The sequence below is a fragment of the Gordonia sp. WA4-43 genome, from assembly GCF_020520305.1.
Classification (GTDB): domain Bacteria; phylum Actinomycetota; class Actinomycetes; order Mycobacteriales; family Mycobacteriaceae; genus Gordonia; species Gordonia hongkongensis.
Window position 1 is genome coordinate 4,629,500 of record NZ_CP084736.1, and the last position, 25,154, is coordinate 4,654,653.

The 25,154-nt window shown below is 68.8% G+C and carries 26 protein-coding genes and 1 riboswitch; of the genes, 10 read left to right on the forward strand and 16 right to left on the reverse strand.

Annotation, left to right across the window (positions count from 1 at the left end):
- Positions 1–30: 30 nt before the first annotated feature.
- Together LEL84_RS20925 and LEL84_RS20930 are read left to right on the forward strand one after the other, a co-directional pair.
- A complete protein-coding gene (locus tag LEL84_RS20925) occupies positions 31–1,542 on the forward strand; it encodes an NCS1 family nucleobase:cation symporter-1 (RefSeq protein WP_068970590.1) in 1,512 nt (503 codons plus the stop codon).
- A gap of 18 nt (positions 1,543–1,560) precedes the next feature.
- The gene (locus LEL84_RS20930; protein WP_068970589.1) at positions 1,561–2,283 is read left to right on the forward strand and encodes an aspartate/glutamate racemase family protein; all 723 of its coding nucleotides are present in this window, start codon (positions 1,561–1,563) and stop codon (positions 2,281–2,283) included.
- Here the strand turns inward: LEL84_RS20930 and LEL84_RS20935 are convergent.
- Positions 2,280–2,888 (reverse strand): TIGR03086 family metal-binding protein, encoded by a 609-nt coding sequence (locus tag LEL84_RS20935; RefSeq protein WP_068970588.1) that lies wholly within the window; start codon positions 2,886–2,888, stop codon positions 2,280–2,282. The genes LEL84_RS20930 and LEL84_RS20935 overlap by 4 nt on opposite strands.
- Positions 2,889–2,982: 94 nt before the next feature.
- Between LEL84_RS20935 and LEL84_RS20940 the strand changes: the two genes are divergently transcribed.
- A complete protein-coding gene (locus LEL84_RS20940) occupies positions 2,983–3,747 on the forward strand; it encodes an alpha/beta fold hydrolase (protein ID WP_068970596.1) in 765 nt (254 codons plus the stop codon).
- Positions 3,748–3,757: 10 nt separating this feature from the next.
- Here the strand turns inward: LEL84_RS20940 and LEL84_RS20945 are convergent, their stop codons facing one another.
- Positions 3,758–4,168, reverse strand: coding sequence for an STAS domain-containing protein (locus LEL84_RS20945; protein ID WP_226512699.1), 411 nt, complete (start codon positions 4,166–4,168; stop codon positions 3,758–3,760).
- Between the two features lie 86 nt (positions 4,169–4,254).
- Positions 4,255–4,710: a hypothetical protein gene (locus LEL84_RS20950; protein ID WP_223258874.1), complete on the reverse strand. Its 456-nt coding sequence runs from the start codon at positions 4,708–4,710 to the stop codon at positions 4,255–4,257.
- 93 nt (positions 4,711–4,803) lie between these two features.
- Here LEL84_RS20950 and LEL84_RS20955 point away from each other — a divergent pair, with 93 nt between their 5' ends.
- A complete protein-coding gene (locus LEL84_RS20955) occupies positions 4,804–5,196 on the forward strand; it encodes a winged helix-turn-helix transcriptional regulator (RefSeq protein WP_137810530.1) in 393 nt (130 codons plus the stop codon).
- A gap of 168 nt (positions 5,197–5,364) precedes the next feature.
- Complete coding sequence (locus LEL84_RS20960; RefSeq protein WP_226512700.1) at positions 5,365–6,759, forward strand: HNH endonuclease signature motif containing protein; 1,395 nt, start codon at positions 5,365–5,367, stop codon at positions 6,757–6,759.
- Here LEL84_RS20960 and LEL84_RS20965 read toward each other — a convergent pair whose 3' ends face one another.
- The 8 genes from LEL84_RS20965 to LEL84_RS21000 all read right to left on the reverse strand — a co-directional run bounded on the left by LEL84_RS20965 (position 6,760) and on the right by LEL84_RS21000 (position 15,162).
- Complete coding sequence (locus tag LEL84_RS20965) at positions 6,760–7,746, reverse strand: alpha/beta hydrolase (RefSeq protein ID WP_068972646.1); 987 nt, start codon at positions 7,744–7,746, stop codon at positions 6,760–6,762.
- A 4-nt stretch (positions 7,747–7,750) separates the two neighbouring features.
- A complete protein-coding gene (locus tag LEL84_RS20970; protein ID WP_068972653.1) occupies positions 7,751–8,401 on the reverse strand; it encodes an LGFP repeat-containing protein in 651 nt (216 codons plus the stop codon).
- Between the two features lie 73 nt (positions 8,402–8,474).
- A complete protein-coding gene (locus LEL84_RS20975) occupies positions 8,475–9,413 on the reverse strand; it encodes a TAXI family TRAP transporter solute-binding subunit (RefSeq protein WP_226512701.1) in 939 nt (312 codons plus the stop codon).
- A 9-nt stretch (positions 9,414–9,422) separates the two neighbouring features.
- Positions 9,423–10,814: an MFS transporter gene (locus LEL84_RS20980; RefSeq protein WP_226512702.1), complete on the reverse strand. Its 1,392-nt coding sequence runs from the start codon at positions 10,812–10,814 to the stop codon at positions 9,423–9,425.
- A gap of 136 nt (positions 10,815–10,950) precedes the next feature.
- Positions 10,951–12,372 carry a sensor histidine kinase gene (locus tag LEL84_RS20985; protein WP_226512703.1) on the reverse strand — a complete coding sequence of 474 codons (1,422 nt, stop codon included), beginning with the start codon at positions 12,370–12,372 and terminating at the stop codon, positions 10,951–10,953.
- Between the two features lie 3 nt (positions 12,373–12,375).
- On the reverse strand, positions 12,376–13,038 hold the full coding sequence (locus LEL84_RS20990; RefSeq protein ID WP_226512704.1) for a response regulator transcription factor: 663 nt from the start codon (positions 13,036–13,038) through the stop codon (positions 12,376–12,378).
- A gap of 37 nt (positions 13,039–13,075) precedes the next feature.
- Positions 13,076–13,891, reverse strand: coding sequence for a bifunctional allantoicase/(S)-ureidoglycine aminohydrolase (locus tag LEL84_RS20995; protein ID WP_065631937.1), 816 nt, complete (start codon positions 13,889–13,891; stop codon positions 13,076–13,078).
- Entirely contained in the window at positions 13,888–15,162 is a 1,275-nt protein-coding gene (locus LEL84_RS21000; RefSeq protein WP_226512705.1) for a DUF6986 family protein, read from the reverse strand. Before LEL84_RS21000 ends, LEL84_RS20995 begins: the two co-directional genes overlap by 4 nt.
- A 155-nt stretch (positions 15,163–15,317) precedes the next feature.
- On the opposite strand from LEL84_RS21000, the gene LEL84_RS21005 reads away from it, so the two are divergent.
- Positions 15,318–16,079, forward strand: a complete 762-nt coding sequence (locus LEL84_RS21005) for an IclR family transcriptional regulator (protein ID WP_058251688.1) — start codon at positions 15,318–15,320, stop codon at positions 16,077–16,079.
- Between the two features lie 10 nt (positions 16,080–16,089).
- Here LEL84_RS21005 and LEL84_RS21010 read toward each other — a convergent pair whose 3' ends face one another.
- Both LEL84_RS21010 and LEL84_RS21015 read right to left on the reverse strand, forming a co-directional pair.
- On the reverse strand, positions 16,090–18,462 hold the full coding sequence (locus LEL84_RS21010; RefSeq protein WP_226512706.1) for a protein kinase domain-containing protein: 2,373 nt from the start codon (positions 18,460–18,462) through the stop codon (positions 16,090–16,092).
- 126 nt (positions 18,463–18,588) lie between these two features.
- Positions 18,589–20,703, reverse strand: coding sequence for a protein kinase domain-containing protein (locus LEL84_RS21015; protein ID WP_226512707.1), 2,115 nt, complete (start codon positions 20,701–20,703; stop codon positions 18,589–18,591).
- Positions 20,704–20,804: 101 nt separating this feature from the next.
- On the opposite strand from LEL84_RS21015, the gene LEL84_RS21020 reads away from it, so the two are divergent.
- From LEL84_RS21020 to LEL84_RS21035, 4 genes are read left to right on the forward strand one after another with little or no spacing between them, the layout of a single operon-like run.
- The gene (locus LEL84_RS21020; protein ID WP_058251633.1) at positions 20,805–21,077 is read left to right on the forward strand and encodes a hypothetical protein; all 273 of its coding nucleotides are present in this window, start codon (positions 20,805–20,807) and stop codon (positions 21,075–21,077) included.
- Between the two features lie 5 nt (positions 21,078–21,082).
- Entirely contained in the window at positions 21,083–21,634 is a 552-nt protein-coding gene (gene moaC, locus LEL84_RS21025; protein WP_058251632.1) for a cyclic pyranopterin monophosphate synthase MoaC, read from the forward strand.
- Positions 21,627–22,118, forward strand: a complete 492-nt coding sequence (locus tag LEL84_RS21030) for a molybdenum cofactor biosynthesis protein B (protein ID WP_068971701.1) — start codon at positions 21,627–21,629, stop codon at positions 22,116–22,118. Before moaC ends, LEL84_RS21030 begins: the two co-directional genes overlap by 8 nt.
- A complete protein-coding gene (locus LEL84_RS21035) occupies positions 22,115–22,561 on the forward strand; it encodes a molybdenum cofactor biosynthesis protein MoaE (protein WP_065631944.1) in 447 nt (148 codons plus the stop codon). The genes LEL84_RS21030 and LEL84_RS21035 overlap by 4 nt, the downstream gene beginning before the upstream one ends.
- Before the next feature lie 167 nt (positions 22,562–22,728).
- On the opposite strand, the gene LEL84_RS21040 is transcribed toward LEL84_RS21035, so the two are convergent.
- The 3 genes from LEL84_RS21040 to moaA all read right to left on the reverse strand — a co-directional run bounded on the left by LEL84_RS21040 (position 22,729) and on the right by moaA (position 25,146).
- The gene (locus LEL84_RS21040; RefSeq protein WP_165630416.1) at positions 22,729–23,349 is read right to left on the reverse strand and encodes a transglycosylase family protein; all 621 of its coding nucleotides are present in this window, start codon (positions 23,347–23,349) and stop codon (positions 22,729–22,731) included.
- A gap of 6 nt (positions 23,350–23,355) precedes the next feature.
- A riboswitch (cyclic di-AMP (ydaO/yuaA leader) is annotated at positions 23,356–23,572 on the reverse strand.
- Positions 23,573–23,797: 225 nt separating this feature from the next.
- Positions 23,798–24,046, reverse strand: a complete 249-nt coding sequence (locus LEL84_RS21045; protein ID WP_165630415.1) for a MoaD/ThiS family protein — start codon at positions 24,044–24,046, stop codon at positions 23,798–23,800.
- A gap of 11 nt (positions 24,047–24,057) precedes the next feature.
- On the reverse strand, positions 24,058–25,146 hold the full coding sequence (moaA, locus tag LEL84_RS21050) for a GTP 3',8-cyclase MoaA (RefSeq protein ID WP_165630414.1): 1,089 nt from the start codon (positions 25,144–25,146) through the stop codon (positions 24,058–24,060).
- Positions 25,147–25,154 lie beyond the last annotated feature (8 nt).

The following is a 25,154-nucleotide window of genomic DNA, read 5'->3' on the forward strand; positions in this document are numbered from 1 at the left end:
ATCGATGACCGTCCGACCGAAAGTGCAGACATGAGCACTGAGCAGCACACAGCCCCCGTCGACGGACCGGTTTCGGAGGTCACCGGCACCGTCCCGGCCGGGCTGAGTCCGAAGCTGTACAACGACGACCTGGCACCGACCAGCCGCGTCGGACGACGCTGGAACACCTACAACATCTTCACGTTGTGGGCCAACGACGTACACAGTCTCGGCAACTACGCCTTCGCCATCGGTCTGTTCGCGCTCGGGCTCGGCGGGTGGCAGATCCTGACCGCCCTGGTGCTGGGTGGGGTGTTCCTCTTCCTGCTGCTGAATCTCTCCGGCTTCATGGGGGAGAAGACGGGCGTGCCGTTCCCGGTCATGAGCCGCATCTCGTTCGGGTTCCGCGGCGCCCAGATCCCCGCCCTCATCCGCGGTGGGGTGGCGATCGCGTGGTTCGGCATCCAGACCTACCTCGCGTCGGTCGTCCTGCGAATCATGCTGGTGGCGCTGTTCCCCGGCGCCGCCGACCTGGACACCAATCGTTTCCTCGGGCTCTCCACCCTGGGCTGGATCTCGTTCGTCTCGCTGTGGGTGATCCAGGTGATCATCGTCAGTTACGGCATGGAGATGATCCGTCGCTACGAGGCCTTCGCCGGTCCGGTCATCCTGGTCACCATGGTCGCCCTGGCCGTCTGGATGCTGAGCAACGCCGACTGGACCATCGCGTGGTCGACGCCCGATTCGCTGACCGGCGTGGACATGTGGCTCCAGATCATCGGCGGCGCGAGCCTGTGGGTGGCGATCTACGGGACCTTCGTCCTCAACTTCTGTGACTTCACCCGCAACGCGGAATCGCGAAAAGCGATCGTGCGCGGGAACTTCTGGGGCATCCCGCTGAACATGCTGCTCTTCGGCGCCATCGTGATCACCCTCGCCGGAGCGCAGTTCCGCATCAACGGCACAGTCATCGAGTCGCCGTCGGACATCGTCCAGACCGTTCCCAACACGTTCCTGCTGGTGCTGGCCTGCCTCGCGCTGCTGATCCTCACTGTCGCCGTGAACCTCATGGCCAACTTCGTCGCGCCGATCTACGCGCTGTCCAACCTGTTCCCGCGCCACCTCGACTTCCGGCGCGCGGCGCTCGTCGCCGCGATCATCGGCTTGGTCATCCTGCCGTGGAACCTCTACAACTCGCCGGCGGTGATCAACTACTTCCTCGGCGGACTCGGTGCCCTTCTCGGCCCGCTGTTCGGTATCGTCATGGCCGATTACTGGCTCGTCCGCCGTTCGCGAATCGACGTGCCCGCGTTGTTCACCGAGGCACCGGGCGCCGCCTACCACTACCGGAACGGGGTCAACATGCGGGCGATCCTCGCGCTCGTCCCGACTGCGGCCATCGCCCTGGTGATGGCCTTCGTCCCGGCCTTCGAGGTGATCTCGGAGTTCTCCTGGTTCATCGGCGCCGGTCTCGGTGCGATCGTGTACCTGGCGGTCGCCGACCGTCGCGGTCCGTTCGCCGAGGTGTCGGGCGAGTCGATCTCCGTCGCCAGCACTCACTGACCCACAAAGGACATCACCGTGCGCATCCTGGTCGCCAACGTCAACACCACCGTGTCGATGACCGAGGCCATCGCCGACTCGGCCCGCTCGGTCGCCTCCCCGGGGACCGAGATCGTGGGGATCACACCGCGTTTCGGCGCCGACTCGTGTGAGGGGAATTTCGAGTCCTACCTCGCCGCGATCGCCGTGATGGACGCGATCCTCGCCTACCCCGAACCGTATGACGCGGTCATCCAGGCCGGTTACGGCGAACACGGCCGAGAGGGACTCCAGGAGCTCCTCGAGGTGCCGGTCGTCGACATCACCGAGGCCGCGGCGTCGACGGCGATGTATCTGGGACACCGCTTCTCGGTGGTGACGACCCTGGACCGGACGGTCCCGCTCATCGAGGACCGGCTCAAGCTCGCCGGCCTCGACCAGCGGTGCGCATCGGTGCGGGCGTCGGGACTCGGTGTGCTGGAACTCGAGTCGGACCCGGAGCGGGCCGTGAAGGCGATCGTGGAACAGTCCACGCGTGCGGTCAGCGACGACCACGCCGAGGTGATCTGCCTCGGGTGCGGCGGCATGGCCGAACTCGAGGAGCAGGTTCGTGAGGCGACCGGAGTGCCGATCGTCGACGGTGTGCGGGCGGCGGTCACGATCGCCGAAGGTCTTGTCCGAATGGGGCTCTCGACGTCGAAGATACGGACCTACGCCCCGCCGCGGGAGAAGAAGATCACCGGCTGGCCGTTCAACCGCTAGTCCGCCTTCGCCGCCTGCGGCCACCGGGGATCCCGTCCGGTCAAGGCGGCGAGGCGGTCGACGAGGGGTGCGTCGTCGGGTACCTCGACCACCGGCCCGAACATGCCGTCGCGCTCTTCCTGCGGTTGGGGTGGGTAGTGGAGGTCGAAGACGACCTGGAGGATGTCGTCGGAGATGTCGAACGGGATGCCCATGGCACGTGCGATGTCCCATCCGTGCAGCACGAGTTCCGACAGCGCCACGAGTCCCATGATCTCGGCCGGCAGTTCGACACCGCCCGCCCGGGTCATGCCGTCCCAGGCGGCGGGGTCATCCCAGGAGTCGGCGAGGTCGTGGACGTGGCGACGCAGGTCGTCGCGCCACTGCGTCGAGAGCTGACTCTGCGCTGGGTCCGGCGGCGTCGAGGTCAGCGGTCCGAAGTCCTTCCGCGCCGCGGCCGCGAAGGCCTGGGACAGGCCGTCGACGTGGGCGACCAGCGCGGCGAGGTCCATGTCGCCGCAGGGGGTCGGACGGCCCAGGTCGGCGTCGGCGACTGTGGCGGTCAGAGCGAGCATGTGATCGGCGGCCGCCGATATCGATCGTGCCTGCGTGGTGTCGGTGGGCATGGGACTCCCTCTCGTCGTGTGTGCACTCAACAAGGCTGACCCGCTCGACGCCGGTTTCTCATCGGCCGCACCGATGCCCCCGTACGGTGGTCACGTGACCTCTCCGATCCGCGAGTACACGACCATCAGTCATCCGACGCCGAATACCCGTGTCTGGCACGAGATCCAGGGCGCCGGGCAGCCGCTCGTGCTGCTCCACGGCGCCTTCTCGGGTGCATCGTCGTGGGGCGGGCAGGTGCCGGCCCTTGTGGACGCGGGGTGGAAGGTGTTCTGTCCGGAGCGTCACGGTCACGGACACAGCCCGGACGTGACCGACGAGTTCCACTACGCGGACATGGCCGAGGAGACGATCGCCTACCTCGACGAGGTGGTCGGTGGTCCCGCCGAGATCGTCGGGTGGAGCGATGGCGCGGTGGTGGGTGTGCTGGTCGCGCTGCGCCGGCCCGACCTGGTCCGGCATCTGGTACTGATCGGCCAGTACTACAACAGTTCGGGCCGGGCGGTCGGCGGCATCCTCGACGCGCTCGATTCCGCCGATGACGAGCTGATGAAGTTCTTCGCTGCGGACTACGCGTCCGAATCCCCGGACGGGGCAGAACATTTCCAGGTCATCTTCGACAAGACGATGGCCATGATCAACTCCGAACCCGAAATCGATCTCCGTGATCTGGCCGCGATCACCGCACCGACGCTGGTCATGCAGGGTGACCGCGACGAGGTGACGCTCGAGCACAGCCGCGACGTCGTCGCCGCCATTCCGGGTGCCCGGCTGGCCGTGATCCCCGGGACGCACCTCATCCCGATCGAGGCGCCGCAGGCGGTGAACGCGGTCCTCGTCCAGTTTCTCGGCGCGGAGTGAGCCGGCGCCCTCAGTCCGGGACCATCGCCGAGAACGCGTCGGCCAGGGTGGGGTAGAGGTCGAGAGTGTCATCCAGGCCCGTCAGCCGCAGGGGCCGAGTGATGGCGGGATGCCCGCCGACGACGCCGAACCGGCCGCCAGCCGGGATTACGGCCGCGTGTGCGGCGAGGAGCGCGGCGATGCCGGACGACGCGAGGAAGTCGGTGGCGGTGAGATCGACGATCAGCCCCCGGGGTTGCTCGCTCACTGCTTCAAGAACTGCGGCACCCAACTGCGGGACGGTGAGCAGGTCGATGCTGCCGTGCACGGTCAGGATTATGAGTTGATCGCGCTGCGTCGAGATCACTGCCAGCGCGCGACCTGCCCGGGACGCGTCCTGGTCATCGTCGACGACCACCGGTTCGAAGCTGTCTGTCCTCATGTAGCCTGCCTCCCTGTTCGCTCGAAGTCGCCCGTCCGTGAGATGGCAGCGCCTCGAGGTCCGCCTGGTGGCGTCGGCAGTTGGCTTCACCGGTGCCTTGGTGTGTCCTCGATATGACGTTCGGCGCCGTCGAAGACGCGGATGGCTGCGTGCCCCTCCCCGAGCACCGCGACATACCCGGCGACAGCTACTGCGCTGATGAGGAGCAGGTACCAGCCGGCAGCGTGATCGAAGGCCAGCAGGTAGAGCGCGGTCAGTGTCGCGGCGCAGATCGCCGCGGGCGGCAGTGCCGGAAGCCATCGTCTGTCTCGCAGGACGAGTATCGCCGCCTGACACTGCACGGCGATCTGCATCAGGGCCAGGAGCGCCCCGGCGCCGGCCATCCCGAGCAACCCCGACAGTGTTCCGGTGTCGGAGAGGACCGCAGTCGCGACGGTCGCGAGAATCGCGACCGAGCCGAGGGTTGCTCCGACCGTCGGGGAGGTGAAGCGCGCGAAGTCCTGGTCTACAGAGTTCTCGGGGTTGTCGACGGAAAGGTACATGACTTCTGTCTAACGCCTGATGCACGTCGGCGGTAGTATGCACAATATTGTCCATATGGACGAGAATGTCCACGGCGATGGCAGGGATGTGCGATGGAGAACCAGGATGATCCCGTGTTGCGCGACCCGGTTCGACGCGCCTACGAGGTGTGCCCGGTCGAGGTGAGCGTCGCCGTGCTCGGCGGTTCCTGGAAGATGACCATCGTCAAGAACCTTCTCGAGGGGCCGATGCGATACGGCGCCCTCGGGCGGGCAGTCGGTCCGGTCACGCCACGAGTGCTCACCCGCCAGCTACGTGAACTCGAATGTGACGGCATCGTGCAGCGCACGGCCTATCCCGAAGTCCCACCGAGAGTTGAGTACTCGCTCACCGAACAGGGACGGGCGTTGCGCCCCTTCGTCACCGCCCTCAACGAGTGGGGTAAGACCTACGCGACCGAGGTGATCGAACCCAAGGTCGCGCAGCGGGAGAGTGCGGCGAGCTGAGTCGAGGTCGCCGCCAGCCGGCGCACTGTTCCGCGGAACACTGTGACCTCGGGTTGAGGCGCGCGCGTTTGTCGGTGCCGGGCGATATCTTGTTGCTGTACTTCTCGCTCGGTTCTGGGGGTTGCGGTGGGGGTCAGTGCTTTTCGTTCCGGTGGGGATGTGTCGTCGATGTTCGACGGTGCGGATCCGGAGTCGCTGACGGATGAGGTGCTCGAGGGCCGTGTGCTGGGGTATGCCGCGCAGATCACTGCGCTGACAGCGGACTTTCTTGAGTTGGTGGCAGAACTCGATGGGCGGGAGTCGTGGCGGGGGCCGGGGATTCATTCGCTGGCGCACTGGTTGTCGTGGAAGGCCGGCATTGCACCGCGAACGGCGCATGAGCAGTTGAGGGTCGCCAAGGCGATACGAGAATTGCCGGCGATCCGCACGGCGTTTCGCGAGGGTCGGCTGACGTATTCGAAGGTCCGCGCCCTGACACGGGTGGCTACGCCGGAGCGGGAGGCGGAGTTGGTGAATCTGGCGTTGTCGTGCACGGCGAGTCAGTTGGATCGGGCGGTACGGGCGATGGGCCAGGTCGACCGCAACTGTGGCGTCGAAGAGGAAAGCCGGCCGCCGGTGGAGTCGACGGGCCGGTGGAAGTGGAACGATGACGGGTCGTTGTCGGTGTCGCTGCGGTTGAGTCCGTTGGATGGGGCGCGGTTTTTGGCCGGGACGGTGCGTGCGGAGTATGAACGCACCCGGACCTGCGATGATCCGGATCTACCGTCGGCTGAGAGTGTTCCGCGGAACACTGACGCCGGTTCGGCACCTGAGGATTCGGAGGTGGTTCCGTCTCGGCGTCGGGATCTGTGGCGGCAGGTGCCGTCGAATGTTGCGCCGGCGGTGGTGGCGATGGCCGACATGGTGCATGACGGGATCGCGATGCCCGATCTTGCGCCGGGTGCGGAGATCCTGATTCATGCCGGTGACGGGGTGGAGTCGGCTCATCTCGATGACGGTCCGGCGTTGTCGGAGGCCGAGGTGGACGAAGCCCGGTGCGGGGCGTCGACTCGGGATGTGGTGAGTCGCCGGGTTCCCGGGCAGCCCGGCAAGCTGGCGTTGTTGGGGGTGGGGCGTCGGAAGCGGGTGCCGAACAAAGCCCTGATCAGGGCGTTGTTCGTGCGGGATCGGTGTTGTCAGGTGCCGGGGTGTGGTCGGACGCGTCATCTGCATGCCCATCATGTGCAGTTGTGGTCGGCGGGTGGGCGGACGGATCCGGACAATCTGATCTCGTTGTGTGGGTCGTGTCATCGGGCGTTGCATCAGGGCGAGTTTGCGATCACCGCACACGGTGAGCAGCGGTTCAGCTTTCATCGCCCGGACGGTGCCGAGATCGAAGCGGCGCCAAAGACTTCGAAGCCGCCGGAGTGGCAGCCGAACCCTCGAATCGATACAGAGGCGACGGTGCCGATCGGTGGGGGTCGGATGGATTTGGGTTACACCACCGAGGTGCTCTACGCGGTGTGGGAATGGAAGCAGCGCAACGAGACTCGCTCAGCACCAGTCGTCCGAGAGGCGGCGTAGCTATTCGTCGCGCAGCTCATCGATGTCGGTCCGCGTGATCTCGGTGAGCCGGTCGAGAATTCGGGTGTAGGACGGGGACTGGCGGTGGACGAGGGAGGTGTGGGTCTCGCCGTCGAACATGTGCAGCTCGGCCGAGCCGCCGGCGGCGTCAAGGGCGGTCGCGTAGCGGCGGGAGTTGGTCGGATCGACGTCGTCGTCGGCCAGTCCGTGGAACAAGGTGACCGGTAGCGCCGGATCGAGATTGCGGATAGGGTCGACCGAGTCATAGCGCGCGGGGACCTGTCGTGGTGTGCCACCCAGGACATGGGTGATCACCCGGTTGTTGCCGTGGCCGACGGCGTAGCGCATGTCGAGCGGGCCGGAGATGGACACCGCCCGGGATGGAACGAAGGCCGGACGCGAACCCACTTCGTCATCGGTGAGGCGATGGCGCGTGCCGCCCCACACGGCCAATTGCGCACCGGCGCTGTGACCGACCACCAGCTCGTCGTCGATTCGCAACTGCGGGTAGGTCTCGGCCATCGCGGGCACATGGTCGAGTGCTCGGGCCACGTCGTGGAAGGTCGTGGGCCACCCTCCGCCGGTGCCCAGACGTCGGTACTCCACGTTGTAGACGGCCAACCCCCGGTCGGCGAGGTCTCTGGCCATCTCGTCGAATTGCTCTGCACCGGCCCGGCTTTCCCAACCGCCACCATGGATGATCGTCACCAGCGGCAGCGAGTCGTCGTCGCGGGCGCCCGCAGGCAGGTACAGATCGGCCCAGTTCTCGGCGGGGTCGGCATCGTCGGAATCGAGATACTCGACGCGGACGACGTCGAAGGATTCGGTCCCCGCGGGGACCGGGGGAGCCGTCGCGGGTCCGTGCGCAGCCGATGGCGTACCGAAAGACGGTGATGGCGTTGACGACTGCTGGTCCGGCGGAGTCGAGCAACCACCGGCCACGAGCGCGATCACGCTGACAGCCACCGCGACAATCCGACGTCTCATCGCCTCACCGCAAACCGGAGGGCACGATCTTGCCGTTGACCGTGACGGTCACCTCGCCGGTCTCGGTGTTCTCGGAGATCTCGCCGTGCTCGAAGGTGACCACCTCGAGGTCACCGTCGACCGTCACGTCGCTCGTGGGCACACCGAGCGGCCCGGCCGAGCCGTTGGTGCCGAGGAGCAACGGGGTGCCGTCCGGAGCGCGCTCGGTGTTCCAGGCGTCCCGGATCTTGCCGGAGGTGACGATGTACCCGGGCGTTGCGGGGTCGCTGTCCCTCGCGATGATCACGCCACCGCGGAACTGTTGGTAGACAACGCCACTCTCTCGTGTCCCCGCGTTGTGATCCCCGGTCAACGGCTTGCCCAGGGCGGCCCGCTGTGCCTCGGTCGCCGACGCGTACTTCGTTGCGATCGGACCGGTGAGGGTCACCTCGACATCGTCCTCGCCCATGACCGTCGTCTCGGTGGGCTTCGCGTTTTCCACGACAGGAACGGGGCCCGTCGTGTCGCCGGCCGCTGAGGTCGTCGTCGAACCCCCGGTCGTCGAGGCTCCGGAGGGTGACTCGTCGGCGTCTGACGTGCCGCAACCGGCGGCGATCAGTGTGATCGCGAACAATCCGGCGACCAACTCGGAGCGGCGGGATGCCACCAGTTTCATGTGATCCTCTCGACCCTCGACTCGTCGGCCTAGGTGTATCACGGACCGCGACCCGTCGCCGAGCGGCTGCGGTTCACCCGTGCCGACGGCGGTACTCGCCCGCGGCACCCGGATGCAGGGGGATGGGTCCGGTGAGGATCAACGACTGCGCGTCGAGGAACTGGCTGCCGATCGCCTGGGCGGGCACGAGGTGAGCAGCCTGGTCGAGCAGGACGTCGGCGATGGCCGCGGCGGTCGCATCCGGCACATCCCGACGGGCGAGCAGGAGATTCGCGATCCCGACGGTGGTGACCGCGGGGTGCCGGCCGTAGATGTCGGCCGGGATGCGTACGGGCTCGTATGCGGGTCCGAACCGCTGTCGTAGGCCCGCGACTACGCCACCGAGGTCGAGCAGGACGATCGGCACGCGCAAGTCGGTGAACGCCGGGGTCGGCAGACCGCCCGCCCACATGACGGCGTCGACCTCTCCCGCGGCAAGGGCGGCGCCGGCGTCGGCCATCGTCTGCTGGACCGGGCGGATGTCGCGGCCGGCATCGAGGCCGGCTGCGGCGAGTACCCGCTCGGAGAGTCCGGCGGCGCCGGACCCCGGTGCTCCGACACTCACCGACCGCCCGCGCAGGTCGGCGACCGTCGCGATCCCGGACCCGGTGCGGACCGCCACCTGAAAGTAGTTCTCGTACACGCATCCGAGCGCCGTCAGCTGTGGGCCCGCGCGCTCGATGGCCGTGTCGCTGAGACTGATGGCGAGTTCCGCGGAACCGTCCGCCAGGGCGTCGAGGTTCTCAGCAGAGCCGCCGGATTGCCGCGGGCGGATCTCCGGCGCGCCGGACCGGTCCGCCGCCGCGGCGAGAAGACCGGCGAACTCCCAGAAGAACCCGCCGGGCTCTCCCGCCGCGAGGCGTACCGGTGCGCCGCGTTCGGTTCCGCACGCGGTCAGGAGAAGCAGCGCGCCCAGGCCGGTGGCCCCGCGGAGCATTATCCGCCGGTCCACCGGCCCGCGCGCGAACGACATGGTGACACCTTAGGCCCGCCGGGCAACGGCCTCTGCGTCGAGGAAGGCCCGCCCCTGCTCGCGATCGAGCGGGGTCTCCGCCTTGTTGCGCAGGACGAAGATGTAGACCATCAGCGAGACTGCGATCACGACGGTGACGTAGGCGATGAACCACGGGACATGACCGCCGTTCTTGGCGGCCTGGTAGATCAGCGGTGCGGTGCCGCCGAACGCCGAGTTCGCGAGCGCGTAGCCCAGACCCACTCCCAGCGCGCGGACGTGAGAGGGGAAGAGCTCCGCCTTCACGATCGCGTTGATGGAGGTGTAGCCGGTGAGGATGATGTAGCCGATGGCGAGCAGGGTCAACGACGTTGCCACCGAGGTTGTTTGGGGCAGGTAGGTGATCAGGACGTAGGTGTACAGGACACCGCCGACGCCGAAGAAGATGAGGACGGGTTTGCGTCCGACCTTGTCGCTGATCATCCCGCCGATCGGCTGCAACACCATCAGGAAGATCAAACCGATGAGGTTGATCCAGGTCCCGGTGCGACCGTGGTCTTCGTAGGCGGTCTTGACGATGGCCGGTGCGTTGACGCTGTAGGTGTAGAAGGCGATGGTGCCGCCGATGGTGACCAGGAAGCAGACCAGCAGGGGTCGCCAGTAGTTCAGGACGAGTTCGCGGATCGAGCCGGACTCGGAGTCGGCCCCGCTGCGGACGGCCTCCAACTGCTCCGGGGTGAGCGACTCGTCCATGCTGCGGCGCAGCCAGAAGACGACCACGGCGGCCACGCCGCCGATGAGGAACGCGATGCGCCAACCGAAGTCGGAGATCTGGTCCTTGTCGAGGAAGCCCTGCATCACCAGCAGGGTGAGCTGCGCCAGTACGTGTCCGCCGATGAGTGTGACGTACTGGAACGACGAGAAGAAGCCGCGACGCTCGCGGGTGGCCGCCTCGGACATGTAGGTGGCCGACGCGCCGTACTCACCGCCGGTCGCGAACCCCTGTACCAGTCGACAGAGCACCAGGACGACCGCCGCCCATACGCCGATCGACTCGCGACCCGGTGTCAGCGCGATGACGAGGGAGCACGCCGCCATCAACGACACGCTGAACGTCAGCGCCGCCCGGCGGCCCCGACGGTCCGCGTACCGACCGAAGAACCAGGAGCCGACCGGCCGCATCAGGAAGGTGACGGCGAAGATGGCGTACACGTAGACGGTCGAGTTCTTGTCGGCCGAGTCGAAGAACTGGCTCTCGAAGTACGTCGCGAAGACGGTGTAGACGTAGACGTCGTACCACTCGACGAGGTTGCCGGAGGACCCGCGCAGGGTGTTGAGCACGGCACGACGCGTCGCCGCGGCCGACGACGTCGGCGGTGCGCTCCGGGCGTTCGCGGGCTGCCGGGTGGGCGAGTCGGTCATCAGGGTCCTCCAGGTCGTCGAACGTGCACCCGACCCGGTCCGGCGTCGGTGCCCCTAATACTGTGAACGCAGTCACAGGCGGAACGGAAGCCGATCGCCGTTTCCTAACAGTCCCTTAGGACAGGTCGTCCACGGCCTAGTGGAACGGGACGTCGGCCGCCGGGATCCAGAGGTCCACCCGCAGTCCCGCGGGGCGTCCGGCGGTCACCTCCAGTTCGCCGCCGGCTCCTTCGACAAGGGCCGCGGCGATGGCCAATCCGAGTCCGGAGCCCGGCCCGCTGCCGGACGACGCGCGGAAGAACCGCTCCGTGATCCGTGGCAAGTCGTCGGCCGTCACGCCCTGTCCGGTGTCGGCGACCCAGACCCGGATACGCGCTCCCTCGGATCGACAGCCCAGCTCTACGTGGGCACCTTCCCCGGCGTGGTTGACCGCGTTGCTCATCAGGACGTCCATCGCCCGGATGAGGTCGTCCTCGTCGAGCGCGGCGATCACCGACCCGGGCCGGGGCGGCGAAGTGATCGACGCCGACATCCCCGCGTCGGCGAGCGCGTCCGCCCAGAAATCGTGGCGCTCGACCAGCACGGCGGCGACGTCGCAGACCCCTGTGGTGGAACCGGCGGGCCGCGACTCGGCGGTGGCGAGGACGAGGAGGTCGTCGACGATGCGGTCGAGCCGGTCGATCTCCACGATGGTCTTCTGATGCGATTCCAGCGAGCGGCCGGCCAATCCGAGGCCGAGGGTGTCGAGGCGAAAGCGGACCGCTGCCAAGGGATTACGAAGTGCGTGCGCGGTGTCGGCGACCAGGCGGCGCTGGGCGGCGGTGGCGTTCTCGACGTCGTCCGCCATCGCGTCGAAGATCCGGGCCAGCTCGCGGACCTCCGGTGGGCCGGTGTGCCGTTGACCGGGCGGCCCACCCAGGGGCGTGTCGTGCGCTGACGGGCCGCTGTCGATGATCGAGGCGCGCAGCGAGCGCACCCGTGCCGACAACGCCGTGAGTGGGCGAACCGTCCACCGCGACAACGCAACCGCGATCATCGACCCGATCACGAGCATCGCGAGGGCCCCGGCGGCGATCACTGCCCACGTTCCGACGACATCGCGTTTCGCCGCCGTCGTCGATGCCTCGATGACGACCGCGCCGTCGACCTGGGTGCCCGTGCCGATCGGCATGGCCACGAGTACCGAGTCGGGCGACCAGGGTGTCAACCCCGACGCGATCCGGGTGCGTTGATTGCGCAGTGCCTCGGAGACGGCCTCGGCGACCTCGGGTGACCGGGCCGAGAGGCCGGCCGAGGCGCGCGTCGTGCCGGCTCGATCGACCACCAGGACACCTTCGTCGTAGAGGTCGCGGTAGCGCTCGGCGGCCCGCTGGAGTTCCGTACCCCGCATCTCCGGGTCTCGATCCGCGAGGTCGGTGAAATAGACCGCGGACGCGGTCCGGCTCTCGGTGAACCGTTGCAGCCGTTCACGACTCGCCGTCGTCGCGAGAGGTACCGCCAGGCCCAGGACCACGATCGCCGAATAGACGACGAGCACGAGCAGTACGCGGCGCCACATCGTTCAGGAACCCCAGCGGTAGCCGTACCCGCGGATCGTCTCGATCACGCCCGGCCTGCCGAGCTTGGCCCGGAGCGCGGTCATGTGGACGTCGAGGCTGCGCGAGATGGCGACGTAGGCGTCGCCCCAGATCGCGTCCATCAACTGTTCGCGGCTCACCGCCTCCCCCCGGCGGGTGACGAGGTGCGCGAGGAGTTCGAACTCCTTGGGAGTGAGGGCGACGTCGGTGCCGGCCACGGTCACCAGTCGCGCGTCGAGATCGACGACGATGTCGCCGGTGGCGATCTGTCGCGCCGCGGGTGCCGGTGCGTCGGCGGTGCGCCGACGGGCGACCACCTCCAGGCGGGCCATCAGCTCGCCGAGGCGCGCCGGTTTCACCACATAGTCGTCGGCGCCCCCGCGGAGCGCACGCACCACCGACCTCTCGTCCTGCCGCGCGGTGAGCACCACGACCGGCATCTCACTCACCGCCCGCAGCCTGCGCAGCACAGTCAGCCCGTCCTCGTCGGGCAGCCCCAGGTCGAGAAGCGCGAGGTCGAAGTCCCGGTGACCGAGGAGGAGATCGGCACCGCGGCGCATCCGACGAGGTTCGTGGCCGACCTCGTTCAGGGCGTCGACGAGTGCGTCACCGACCCCGTCGTCGTCTTCCACCACCGCGATACGCATCGTCTCTCACGGTACGACAGGAACCGGAGGCGACCTCTCAGAGCACGATCTGCCGATTCACGTCCTTGTATAGGAGGTACCGGAAGTTCGACGGCCCGCCGGCGTAGCAGGCCTGCGGGCAGAAGGCGCGCAGGGACATGTAGTCGCCCTCCTGGACCTCCACCCAGTCCTCGTTGAGCCGGTAGACGGCTTTGCCCTCCAGGACGTAGAGGCCGTGTTCCATCACGTGGGTCTCGGCGAAGGGGATCGACGCGCCGGGCTCGAAGGTCACGATGTTGACGTGCATGTCGTAGGCGAGATCCAGCGGATCGAGCATTCGTGTTGTGCGCCAGGCGCCGTCGGTGTCGGGCATCGGGGAGGGCTCGATGTCGCGCTCGTTGCCGAACTTCGGGGCCGGCTCGTGACCCGCGATGGGCTCGTAACGCTTACGAATCCAGTGGAAGGAGACGGGGACGTCGCCGCGGTTGTGTGCCGACCACGGTGTGCCCGCGGGCAGGTAGCCGAAGCCGCCGTCGGTCAGGACGTGTTCCTCGCCCGCGATGCTCACAGTCAGCGATCCGGCGGTGACGAAGACGAAACCCTCGACCTCCGACTGCGGTTCGGGCGCAGCCGATCCGCCGCCCGGGGCGACCTCGACGATGGTCTGGGCGAAGGTCTGCGCGCCACCGGGTACCGGGCGGTTGAGCACCCAGGCGCGGGTGTCGGTCCACTCCGGGAAGACCGAGGTGACGATGTCGCGGAGCACGCCGCGCGGGATCACCGTGTACGCCTCGGTGACGACCGCGCGGTCGCTCAGCAGGTCGGTCTGCGGCGGGAGTCCACCGGCGGGGGTGTAGTACGGCGTCGCGTTCATCGGGTTGTCCTCTGTGAGTGGGGGAGTGCGAAGTCGCGCACCTTCTCGATGGGCAGATCGGTCGCGGTCTCGACCTCGTCGACGGTCAGCGCGCCGCACACCTCGCCGCGTCGGATGAAGCCGGCGAGTGCGCGGGCCGTCGCCGGTTCGTCGAGCACCGACGACTCGAGCTTGTGCGCGTAGTTGCGCAGACGCACTGCGGCGGAATCGAATCCGTCGCGATAGAAGGCGTATGTGGCCAGGAAGCGGGTGACGAGCTGCGCGGGGTGGAGGTCCCACCCCTGATAGAAGCCGCGCTCGAGGTGGCGCCGGACCAGTCGCGCGTGCAACGCCCAGCCGGCTTCGACGGCCTCGGCGTCTCCGACGGGGAGGATGTTCGTCGATCCGTCCGACAACCGCACACCGGTGCCGGCCGCGGCGAGTTGCATCACGGCCTTCGCGTGGTCGGCGACGGGATGTTCCATCGACTGATACGCCGCGGCGATGCCGAGGGACGCCGAATAGTCGTAGGTTCCGTAGTGCAGTGCGGTCACCCGGCCCTCGCCGGCCTGGATCATCGCCGCCACGGCCGCGGTGCCGTCGGCGCTCATCACCGACTGCGGGGTCTCCACCTGGATCTCGAAACCGATGCGGCCGTCGGAGAGTCCATGGACTCGCTCGAGTTCGCGGGCGACGGCGACCATCGCGACGACCTGATCGGTCGAGGTGACCTTGGGCAGCGTGAGCGTCAAACCCGCCGGGAGGTCCCCGGTGTCCGCGAGGCCGGCGACGAACAGGTCTAGGGTGCGCAGGCCGCGGGCGCGCACATCGGCCTCGAAACACTTGAAGCGGATGCCGAGGAACGGCGGTGAGGCGTCGCCCGCCGCCCGGATCGCGGCGACGGCGGCGCCGACGTGGGCGTCCTCCTCGTCATCGGCGCGGACACCGTATCCGTCCTCGAAGTCGATGCGCAGGTCCTCGATGGGCTCGGTGCGCAGCTTGTTCTCGACGAGATCTGCGAGTGCGGTGGCCGCCGAGTCGGTCCGGGCGACGGTCGAGCGGGCGATCGTGGCGAGGCCGCCGTGGTCGGCGGCTGCGTCGAGCGCCGAGCGTCCCCACTCCCGCGTGAGGTCGGCGGTGTACCGGTCGGCGGGGACGTAGACCGTGTGGACGGGCTGCCGGCTCCCGTCGTCGCCCGGGTACCGATCGGAGAGCACCGCGTCCGACGGTGCGAGGGCGGCCTCGATATCGGCGAGGAAGGCCGCGCCGAGGCGACCGGGTTGCACGCTCACGGGCGCCCCCTTCATGTCGAAACAATGGAAATCTAATTCCGCAGAGCGGAGTTTACTCCAGAACTGCTGGATGCGGCCACCCGTGTGAGCTGACGGACCCGGATTGTGGTTTCACATCATGGAACGTAGCGTGATGTCGGACTGTGGAGGTGGTGATGGCGGGGAACTCCGGCGGTGTGCAATCCGTCGAGCGCGCATTCGAACTGCTCGAGCTCATCGGCCGCGCCGGCGGCGAGTGCTCACTGAGCCATCTGTCGGCGGAATCCCCGCTGCCGCCCCCGACCATCCACCGGCTGCTGCGGACACTCGTGGGAATCGGCTATGTCCGGCAGCTCCCGAACCGGTCGTACGCCCTGGGGCCCCGGCTCATCCGACTCGGCGAGGTGGCCAACCGGCAGCTCGGCGCGGTCGCCGCACCCGTCCTCGCCTCCCTGGTCGGCGAACTCAGCGAGACCGCCAGTCTCGCCGTCCTCGACGGCGACATGGTCATCTACGTGGCGCAGGTTCCGTCCCCGCACAGCATGCGCACCAACAACGAGGTCGGCCGGCGGGTCACGATGCACAACACCGCGGTCGGCAAGGCCGTGCTCGCCGAACTCGACGATGCGCGCATCCTCAAACACGTCACGCAGGCCGGGCTCACCCCCGCCACCCAGTGGAGCGTCACGTCGCTGTCGGGTGTGTTCGCGGCCGTCGAGCAGGTACGGGCGAGCGGGGTCGCCACCGACGAACAGGAACACGAGGTCGGCGTCTGCGGGATGGCGGTCGCCGTCCCCGGTGCGCCCACGCCCATGGCGGTCGGGATCTCCGGGCCGGTCGCCCGATTCGACGACGGGCTCCGGGCCCGCGCGGTCGGGGCGCTCCGCACGGCCGCGGAGACCGTGTCCGAGGCGCTGATCGGGTCGCGCGAGTCCTAGGGGCGGGCGGCTAGATGGTCAGTTTCGTGGGCGTCGTGCGGTTGGCGCCGTCGCCGCTGGAACCATCGCCGACCTGACCGTCGTTGTTGAATCCCCAGCAGTACACCGACGCGGCCGCCATCGCGCACGACGTCCCGTTGCCGGTCGAGATCGAGGTGACGTCGGTCAGCGTCGAGACCTCGCGGGGGATCTTCACCGACCCGCCGGACGAGCCGAGCTGGCTGCGGTCGTCGTCTCCCCAGCAGAAGGCCCGGTTGTCGGAGACCGCGCAGGTGGTGCCCCAGTCGGTGGAGATGGCCGAGACGCCGCTCAGATTGCCGACCTGAACGGGGGCCTGGCGGGTCTCGGTGGTGCCGTCGCCGATCTGGCCGTAGGCGTTGGAACCCCAGCACCACGCGTCCCCGCCGGCGACCGCACAGGTCGTCTGGAAGTACGTGCTGGTGTTCGTGTTCGGATCGTCGTCGTCGGATGCCTCGTGATAGCCGCCGACGGTGATGTCGGTGACGTCGGTCAGCGCGCCGACCTTCACCGGCGCCGAGCGCGCCGTCGTGCTGCCGTCACCTATCTGCCCGTTGTCGTTGGCGCCCCAGCAGAACGCCGAGCCGTCCGACACCGCGCAGGTGGTGCCGTAGGCGGTGGTGATGTCGGTGACGACGCCGAGCCCGGGGACCTTCGTCGGTGCCGAGACCGGGTCGGTGCCGCCGCCGGTGCCGAGCTGGCCGTATTCGTTGTTGCCCCAGCAGTAGGCGTCGGTGCCGGCGACCGCGCAGGTGGTGCCCCAGCCGGTGGAGATCGCCTTGACGTCGGAGATGGCGCCGACCTTGGTCGCGGAGTCCACCGTCGAACCGCTGGAACCGTTGCCGACTTCGCCATAATGGTTGTTGCCCCAACAGAATGCGTCGCCGGCGGCGATGGCGCAGGCCGTCGAGACGTAGGCGTTCTCGCCGGTGAGGTAGCCGCCGGTGGTGACCGCGGTCGCGTTGGCGACCCCGGTCACCGCCACCGGTCGGGTGTGCGGCGTCGTGGAACCGTCGCCGAGCTGACCGGAGTCGTTGTCGCCCCAGCAGTGCACGCTGCCGTTGACCACTGCGCAGCTGCTGCCGAAGTTCGTGCTCACCACCGGCTGCGCGACGGTCGCCTTCTCGGGGTCGGCGACGGTACTGCCCAGGACGGCGAGTCCCACGACGGCGGCGACCACCAGCAGCAACACGGCGCCGAGGACGCCGGCGACGATGAGGCCGGTCCGCTTCTTCTTCTTCGGCGGGACCGGCGGCATACCCGGGTATCCGACCTGGGGATGCCCGGGCTGCGCGTGCGGGCCCGAGAGGTGAGGGGCCGAGGAGTACATCGGCTGGGGTCCCGACGGCTTGTTCATCAGCGGCTGCGGGCCCGACGGTCCGGTCATCGTCGGCTGCGGTGGCGGGGTGTACTGGCCATGGGGTGGGCCGAACTGCTGCTGGGGCCCCGAGGGGTGACCCGTGGACGGGCCGCCGGTGCCACCGCCGACGAGGGTGGGCGGCGGAACCGAACCCGCGATCATCGTGTTGCCCTGTGCAGCAGGGGATTCGAGCGCCGAATTCAAGGCGGCCGCGAAACTGCGGCAGTCGGGGTAGCGGGACGCGGGATTCTTCGACAGGGCGCGCTGGAACACCGGGTCGAGGTGCGCGAGGTCGCCGCGCAGCTGGCCGATGTGGGGAACCGGGCGCTGGATGTGGCCCAGCATCACCGACGGTTCGGACTGTCCGACGAAGGGCGGCTGCCCCGCGAGCATCGCGTAGGCCGTGCAGGCCAGCGAGTACTGGTCCGACCGGGCCGTGGCGTCGGCGCCCTCGAGTGTCTCCGGGGCCGAGAAGGCGACCGTCCCGATGAACGAATGGGTGCCGGTCAGGTTGGCCGAGCCGGCGAGCTTGGCGATGCCGAAGTCGAGCACGAGGGCGCGTTCGACGGCGTTCGTCGCCGGATCGCGCGTGACGAGGATGTTGGCGGGCTTGATGTCCCGGTGCACCACGTGGTGGCGGTGCGCGTAGTCGAGGGCGTCGGCCACCTGTCCGACGACCGTCGACACCTCCGCCGGCGTCAGACGTTCCTCGGTGAGGTCCTTGCCCTCGACGTAACTCATCGAGAACCAGGGCGAGCCGTCCTCGATGCCGTACTGGTGGATGGTGATGATGCTGCGATGGTCGAGCTTCGCGGTGGTGCGGGCCTCGTTGGTGAAGCGCTGGTTGAACCCGGGCTGGGCACTGACCGCCGTGGAGATGACCTTCAGGGCCTCCCGCCGCTCGAGTTGCAGGTTCTCGACGAGGTACACCTCGCCCATACCGCCCGCGCCGAGCTGGGAGACCACGCGATAACCGGCGATGTGGGTGCCGGGACTCAACGGCACGGCGTCACCTCTTTCTGGCTTGGCGGGAGAGCGGCTGCCAAATGGCTGCTCTCGCAGACGTATGCAGGGACGATACCGAACCGGGAAAGGTCCGGGGCACCCTTCAACCGGATGACGGAGCCGACGCTAGAACGTGACCTGAGTGGGGGTCAGACGGTCGTCGGTGCCCCCGACGCCGAGCTGTCCGGTGGCGTTGAAACCCCAGCACCACAGGTATGACGACGCGAGCGCGCAGGTGGTCCGTTCGCCGGTGGACACCGCACCGACATCGGACAATCCGTTCACCCGGGTGGGTGCCGGCCGGTCGGTCAGGGTGCCGTCGCCGACCGAGCCCCAGGCGTTGGCGCCCCAGCAGTACGCGACCCCGGCCGCGAGTGCGCAGGTGGTGTTCGACGTGCCGGTGCTGATGGCCTCGACTCCGTCCAGGCCGGACACCGGGGTGGCCGTGCGGCGGCCGTAGGTGGTGCCGTCACCGAGTTGGCCGAACGCGTTGTCACCCCAGCAATATGCACTCGCCCCGGCGATCGCGCAGGCGGTCGCGGCGCCCGCCGAGACCGACGTCGCGCCGTCCAGGTCGGCGACCCGGGTCGGGCGGGACCGGTTGGTGGTCGTGCCGTCGCCGACCTGTCCGTTGTCGTTGAGGCCCCAGCAGTAGGCGTCGCCGGCTGCGACGGCACATGTGAAGTTCACGCCGACGCTGATGGCGGTCACGTCGTCGAGCCCGGCGACCCGGACCGGCCGGTACTGATTTGCGGTCGAACCGTCGCCGAGCTGGTCGAAGTCGTTGGTGCCCCAGCAGTACGCCGAGCCCGCCGAGATCGCGCACGTGGCCCAGTTGGCGGTCGAGATGGCGGTGACATCGGCGAGACCGGCGACCCGGGTCGGCGTCAGCCGCGCGTCGGTCGTGCCGTCGCCGATCTGCCCGTAGTCGTTGTTCCCCCAGCAGTACGCGAGTCCCTCGGCGATCGCACAGCTGTTGGGTCCACCGGTGCTGATCGCGGTGACGCCGCTGAGATCGGCGACCGGCGTGGGCGTCTGGCGGGTGTCGGTCGTGCCGTCGCCGAGTTGGCCGGCCGCGTTGTCGCCCCAGCAATAGGCGGTTCCGTCCCGGATCGAACACGTGGCCCCGAGTCCGGCGCTGAGCTGGGCGCCGGCATCGGCCGCCGCGATCGGCGACGACGGGGCGTCGGACGCGTCCCCGCCATCGCCGCCGCCGAGGGTGAGGACCCCGATCGCGACGACGACGGCCAGCACCGCGACCGCGGCGACCGCGGCGAGGGCGAGCGGCCACCGTCGCCGGTGGGAGGGCGTCGGGGGCGCGGGGGATGGGGAGACCCACGGTTGGGTCGGTTTCGCCGGTGGAGGCGGGGTGATGACCTGGGTCGCAGCCACGGGCGCGGGTGGCCGGTTGTCGGAGTGGGTTCGCCCCAGCGCCGCGCGCAGATCCGCGGCGAACGCGCCGCAGGTGGGGTACCGGTCGAGGGGGCCGCGCGCGAGCGCACGGTCGAAGACGGGATCGAGGGCGGCGAGCTCGGGGCGGTGGGTGCTGATCGGCGCCGGGCGTGTTGTGAGCTTGGCGACGATGTGACGGGTCTGCGTGTCGGCATCGAACGGGGTTGCGCCGGAGAGCAATTCGTAGGCGGTACAGGCCAGCGCGTACTGATCCGATGCGGGGCCCGCGGGTTTGCCGTCGAGGATCTCCGGCGCGGCGTAGACGAGGGTGCCCACGAACGACGACGGCGCCGTCAAGGTGGTCGCGGTGGTGAGCTTCGCGATCCCGAAGTCGAGCACGACGACGCGGTCGAGGGCGTTGTCCATCGCGCGGCGCGTGACCATGATGTTGCCCGGTTTGATGTCGCGGTGGATCACGCCGTGCTCGTGTGCGTAGTCGAGGGCGTCGGCGACCCGGGAGACGACAGCCACCACCTCGTCCGGGCGGAGCGAGGCGCGTCGGAGGTCGCGGCCGTCGAGGTAGGCCATCGTGAACCAGGGGTCGCCGTCGGCGACGCCGTAGTGGTAGATCGTGACGATCGACGGATGGTCGAGGGCCGCCGCGGTCTGTGCCTCGCGACTGAACCGGCGGGCGAACTCCTCGTCGACGGTCTCGGCTATCGAGATCACCTTGAGGGCCTCGCGCCGACGAAGCTGCGGATTCTCGACCAGGTAGACGGTGCCCATTCCGCCGCTCCCCAGCCGTGTGATCACCCGGTAGCCGGCGACCTGGACCGGTTGGGCGACCATGGGCGCCTCCTGGGGGCGTGACCTGTGTTGGGACGACCTTAGCCCCGGCACGGGACTTCCGCCCCGGACACGGGTCTTGTTCATTCGAACGGCATGGCACAATGCACGACGTGGCAAACAAATCTGGCGCTGAAACACCCTCCTCCGGCGAAGCGGGGGCCGGCACCGGCAAGGTCGTCGAATCTGCCAAGGGCAAGAAGCACTACGTCGACAACGGCTGGCCGCAGGACGAGAACGGTGATGCCGCCGAGCACGCGGTCTCCGAACTCGCGACCCACATCTCGGGTGCGCTGTCGCCGTTCGGCGACACCGAATTCCCGCTTCCGGTCGACGACCTGCCGTTCGTGCAGTCGAAGACCATCGTCAACCGCTGACGTCGATGCCGCCCACCGGGACTGACGAAGGTGGGTCGGACGCCCGGGACACCGGGCCGGCCGGCGGCTCCCGGCTGAGTCATCTGGACGAGTCCGGAACGGCCCGCATGGTCGACGTCGGCGCCAAGCCGACGACGAAGCGTCGCGCCGTCGCCGCCGGCACGTTCCACACCACCGCCGAGGTGATCGGTCTCCTCAGCGAGTCGCGGCTGCCCAAAGGAGATGTGCTGGCCACGGCGCGCATCGCCGGGATCATGGCGGCCAAACGCACCGACGAGCTGATCCCGCTGTGCCATCAGCTGGCGTTGTCGTCGGTGGAGGTCGACTTCGCGATCGGCGCCGACACCATCGAGGTCACCGCGACCGTGGCCACCTCCGGCCAGACGGGTGTGGAGATGGAGGCGTTGACCGCGGTCGCAGTCGCCGGGCTGACGCTCCACGACATGGTCAAGGCCGTCGACCGACGGGCGCAGATGGACGGCATCCGCCTCCTCGCCAAGACCGGCGGCAAATCCGGCGACTGGTACCGCGAACCGTCTGACCCGGCTCATGACTGACCGGAATCCTTCCCGCGTCGCGCGCGTCGTCGTCGCGTCGAACCGCGCCAGCAGCGGTGTCTACGAAGACCGGTCCGGACCGATCATCGAGGCCTGGCTGGTCGAGCAGGGTTTTACCGTCGACGAGTGCGACGTCGTCGCCGACGGCCCGCCGGTCGGCGAGGCCCTCCGCGCCGCGATCTACGCCGAGGTCGACCTAGTCATCACCACGGGCGGAACGGGTTTGACGCCCACGGACCGGACTCCGGAACAGACCCGCCCGCTCCTCGACGTCGAGATCCCGGGTCTGACCGACGCCATCCGCTCGGCCGGGCTGCCGACGGTGCCCACCGCGGTCCTCTCACGTGGACTCGCCGGAATCGCCGGGACGACCCTCGTCGTGAACCTGCCCGGTTCGACCGGCGGGGTCCGCGACGGGCTCGGCGTCCTCGCCGGGGTCGTCCACCACGCGCTCGATCAGATCCGCGGAGGCGACCACCGATGACCCGAGAGGCCGGCTCGCACGTGGTGCACACCGCGGTCGTCGACGAGCCGATCACGCTGGCCGACCACGAGGCGATGGTCATCGACGCCGCCGACGGCAAAGCCGGTGCGGTGGTCGGGTTCGTGGGCGCGGTCCGCGACCACGACGGCGGCCGCACCGTGACCGCGCTGCATTACTCGGGGCATCCCACGGCGACGAAGGTCCTGGCCGAGGTCGTCGCGGAGGTCTCCGCGGTCGACGGGGTGCGCGCGGTCGCGGTGTCCCACCGGGTCGGCGACCTCGTCATCGGCGACATCGCGTTCGTGGTCGCGGTGGCGGCCGACCATCGTCGGGCGGCGTTCGATACCTGCTCGCGCCTCGTCGACGAGGTCAAGGCCCGCCTGCCGGTCTGGAAACACCAGTTCTTCGACGACGGCACCGACGAATGGGTCAACTCGGCCTGACCCCGCCCCACTGGTTGAGCTGACCCCCGCTGGTTGAGCTGACCCCCGCTGGTTGAGCTGACCCCCCGCTGGTTGAGCTTGTCGAAACCAATGGAAAAGGGCCCCGCACGGATGGTTCATCGTGCGGGGCCCTTCGTCTGGGTCCCAGATCAGGCGTCGAGCGGCGATCAGGGGTTGGGCAGCAGGTGCTTGTTGTCGTTGAACAGCTTGATCTGATCCTGGTTCAGCGTGACGCCGCTGTCCTTGGCCGCCTGCCAGAGGTTCTTGATCTCGGGGCTGACGCCGGCCTCAGTGAGGGCGTCGGTGACCTGGTTGGCGACGTCCTCGGTGGTCTTCGCCAGATCGACGCTGCCGTTGCCGCCGGGGAGCACCGGGGCGATCTCACGCGGGGTGTCGGTCGGCGCGCTGCGCGGGGTCGAGCCCGACAGGCCGGTGCCACAGGTGGGCCAGGCGCCCTTGCCCTGCGAACCGAGCACACGCTCGGCGACGACGATCTGCTCCTCGCGCGAGGCCTGATCGGCGGTCGGGGCGAACTCGCCGCCGCCGTGGCCGGTCCAGGTGCTCGGGGAGAACTGCAGGCCGCCGTGGTAGCCGTTCCCGGTCGAGATGGCCCAGTTGCCACCGGATTCGCACTGCGCGACCTGGTTCCACTCGGCGTCGGTGGCCGCATTGGCGGTACCGGTGCCCAGGAGGGCTGCTCCGCCGCCGAGGACCGCGCCGGTGAGGGCGACCTTGGTGATGGTCTTGGCGGCCGTGCTGGTCGTCTGCTTGCGATGACGTCCGGACATGTATGTGTTTCCTCTCTCCACGCGCCTACGAAGTCAGCTGTCGGGTTCGAGCGAGAGGTGCTCGGTCCCGGGTCGTCGTGGTGGTCGCCGCGACTTCCGGGACTTAACCCCGAGGACACCTGGTGTGGTGCCCGGTCTCAGGGGATGAGGTTGGGTCCCCCGTCCTCGTTCCTAGATTGCTTGTCGTTCCCACCGGCGGAACGAGGCTCGGCGCGGCCGGTGGGACGTTATGTCTTGGTTGCTGTGTCGTGACCTCCGAGGAGGACGCTTCGAACAGTACGTCGTTCGTTGGACTGAATCACCTGCTTGGACGCAAGCGATTTTCGGCCCGGATCCGGGTCTTCCGACCCACTTCGGCCGTCATCCCAGTTCAACGGGTTAGTGGCCGTCCCGTGCCCATCCTGTTACCGCGCCGTGATGTGACTAAGGTCACAAGCCGGGTGTGTCGTCAGCCACCGGCAAACGGGGGGAGGACGTCGAGTGTCGTGCACGTGCCGAGCGCATGCGTCCGATCGGAGAACGCGATCTCGTCGCGCAGATACGAGCAGCGTTCGAGAACCGTGGCGAGGGAGGGGTTTCCGGCGGCGAGGATGCCCTCGAGGGCGCCGAGCGGGGTCGACGGGTCGACGTCGATCACCTTCTCCTCGGCACCGGCCGCGGCGCGCGCGGCCGCGAAGAAACGAACTGTGAGCTGCATCGGACGCGAGCCTAGCCGCCGATCGCCGACATCGGCCGATCCGGTTGGGTGAAGCCCGCCGCGTTCACCTCGTGGCCGGCCGCCTTGGCCCACATGTTCGCGCGCCACAGGCGCGCGAGGGCGGCGTCGATCTCGTCGTCGGGGAGGGTGCGCAGCGCGTGCCGCACGTCGGTTTCCGACGTCGCGAACAGGCAGTTGCGCAGTGATCCGTCCGCGGTGAGCCGGGTGCGGTCGCAGTCCCCGCAGAACGGCCGGGTGACCGACGCGATCACCCCGACCCGTGCCGGGCCGTGCGTGCCGCGGTGGCCGTCGACGAGCCACGTGGCGGCCGGAGCGCTCCCACGTGGCGTGGGGTCGGGCAGCAGGGTGAATCGCTTCCGCAGGGTCGCGAGGATCTCCTGTGCGGTCACCATCTGCGCTCGCTGCCACGCATGGTCGGCGTCGAGTGGCATCTGCTCGATGATGCGCAACTCGTAGCCGTGCTCGAGACAGTAGGCGAGCAGGTCGGGGACTCCGGGTAAATCGCCACGGTCGGGCACCACGGCGTTGACCTTGACCGGATCGAGCCCGGCGCGGCGGGCCGCCGCCAGGCCGTCGAGCACATCCGTCAGACGGTCCCGGCGCGTGATCTCGGCGAAGCGGACCGGGTCGATGGTGTCCAGCGAGACGTTGATGCGGTCGAGGCCGGCCTCGACCAGTCCGTCGACCCGCCGGGGCAGACCGAGTCCGTTCGTCGTCATCGCGATCTCGGGTGACTGCGGGAGGCCCGCGACGGCGGCGATGACGTCCTCGAGGTCGCGGCGCAACAGTGGTTCGCCGCCGGTGAACCGGATGCGCTCGATCCCCAGGTCGCGCACGGCGACGGTCAGCACCCGGATCAGTTCGTCGGTGGACAGCACCTGGTCGGTGGGCATCCAGTCGAGGCCCTCGGCCGGCATGCAGTACGAGCACCGAAGATTGCAGCGGTCGGTGACCGAGACCCGGAGATCCTTGGCGACCCGACCGAAGGTGTCGAGCAACGGCCCGTCGGTGGGCGCGTCGGAGGTCGCTGCTTCCCGCGGGGAGCGGGGCAGCGGCAGTCCGAGGCCGACCGTGCTCATGGTGCTGG

Coding starts and splice junctions, on each gene's coding strand:
- LEL84_RS20970 (WP_068972653.1), bottom strand. CDS start 8,401: ATGAAACTGGTGGCATCCCGCCGCTCCGAGTTGGTCGCCGGATTGTTC.
- LEL84_RS21030 (WP_068971701.1), top strand. CDS start 21,627: ATGACTGACCGGAATCCTTCCCGCGTCGCGCGCGTCGTCGTCGCGTCG.
- moaA (WP_165630414.1), bottom strand. CDS start 25,146: ATGAGCACGGTCGGCCTCGGACTGCCGCTGCCCCGCTCCCCGCGGGAA.
- LEL84_RS20925 (WP_068970590.1), top strand. CDS start 31: ATGAGCACTGAGCAGCACACAGCCCCCGTCGACGGACCGGTTTCGGAG.
- LEL84_RS20945 (WP_226512699.1), bottom strand. CDS start 4,168: ATGAGGACAGACAGCTTCGAACCGGTGGTCGTCGACGATGACCAGGAC.
- LEL84_RS21020 (WP_058251633.1), top strand. CDS start 20,805: ATGCACGACGTGGCAAACAAATCTGGCGCTGAAACACCCTCCTCCGGC.
- LEL84_RS21035 (WP_065631944.1), top strand. CDS start 22,115: ATGACCCGAGAGGCCGGCTCGCACGTGGTGCACACCGCGGTCGTCGAC.
- LEL84_RS20955 (WP_137810530.1), top strand. CDS start 4,804: ATGGAGAACCAGGATGATCCCGTGTTGCGCGACCCGGTTCGACGCGCC.
- LEL84_RS20985 (WP_226512703.1), bottom strand. CDS start 12,372: ATGTGGCGCCGCGTACTGCTCGTGCTCGTCGTCTATTCGGCGATCGTG.
- LEL84_RS20980 (WP_226512702.1), bottom strand. CDS start 10,814: ATGACCGACTCGCCCACCCGGCAGCCCGCGAACGCCCGGAGCGCACCG.
- LEL84_RS20975 (WP_226512701.1), bottom strand. CDS start 9,413: ATGTCGTTCGCGCGCGGGCCGGTGGACCGGCGGATAATGCTCCGCGGG.
- LEL84_RS20990 (WP_226512704.1), bottom strand. CDS start 13,038: ATGCGTATCGCGGTGGTGGAAGACGACGACGGGGTCGGTGACGCACTC.
- LEL84_RS20960 (WP_226512700.1), top strand. CDS start 5,365: ATGTTCGACGGTGCGGATCCGGAGTCGCTGACGGATGAGGTGCTCGAG.
- LEL84_RS20995 (WP_065631937.1), bottom strand. CDS start 13,891: ATGAACGCGACGCCGTACTACACCCCCGCCGGTGGACTCCCGCCGCAG.
- LEL84_RS21045 (WP_165630415.1), bottom strand. CDS start 24,046: ATGCAGCTCACAGTTCGTTTCTTCGCGGCCGCGCGCGCCGCGGCCGGT.
- LEL84_RS20935 (WP_068970588.1), bottom strand. CDS start 2,888: ATGCCCACCGACACCACGCAGGCACGATCGATATCGGCGGCCGCCGAT.
- LEL84_RS21040 (WP_165630416.1), bottom strand. CDS start 23,349: ATGTCCGGACGTCATCGCAAGCAGACGACCAGCACGGCCGCCAAGACC.
- moaC (WP_058251632.1), top strand. CDS start 21,083: ATGCCGCCCACCGGGACTGACGAAGGTGGGTCGGACGCCCGGGACACC.
- LEL84_RS20950 (WP_223258874.1), bottom strand. CDS start 4,710: ATGTACCTTTCCGTCGACAACCCCGAGAACTCTGTAGACCAGGACTTC.
- LEL84_RS20965 (WP_068972646.1), bottom strand. CDS start 7,746: ATGAGACGTCGGATTGTCGCGGTGGCTGTCAGCGTGATCGCGCTCGTG.
- LEL84_RS21015 (WP_226512707.1), bottom strand. CDS start 20,703: ATGGTCGCCCAACCGGTCCAGGTCGCCGGCTACCGGGTGATCACACGG.
- LEL84_RS21005 (WP_058251688.1), top strand. CDS start 15,318: ATGGCGGGGAACTCCGGCGGTGTGCAATCCGTCGAGCGCGCATTCGAA.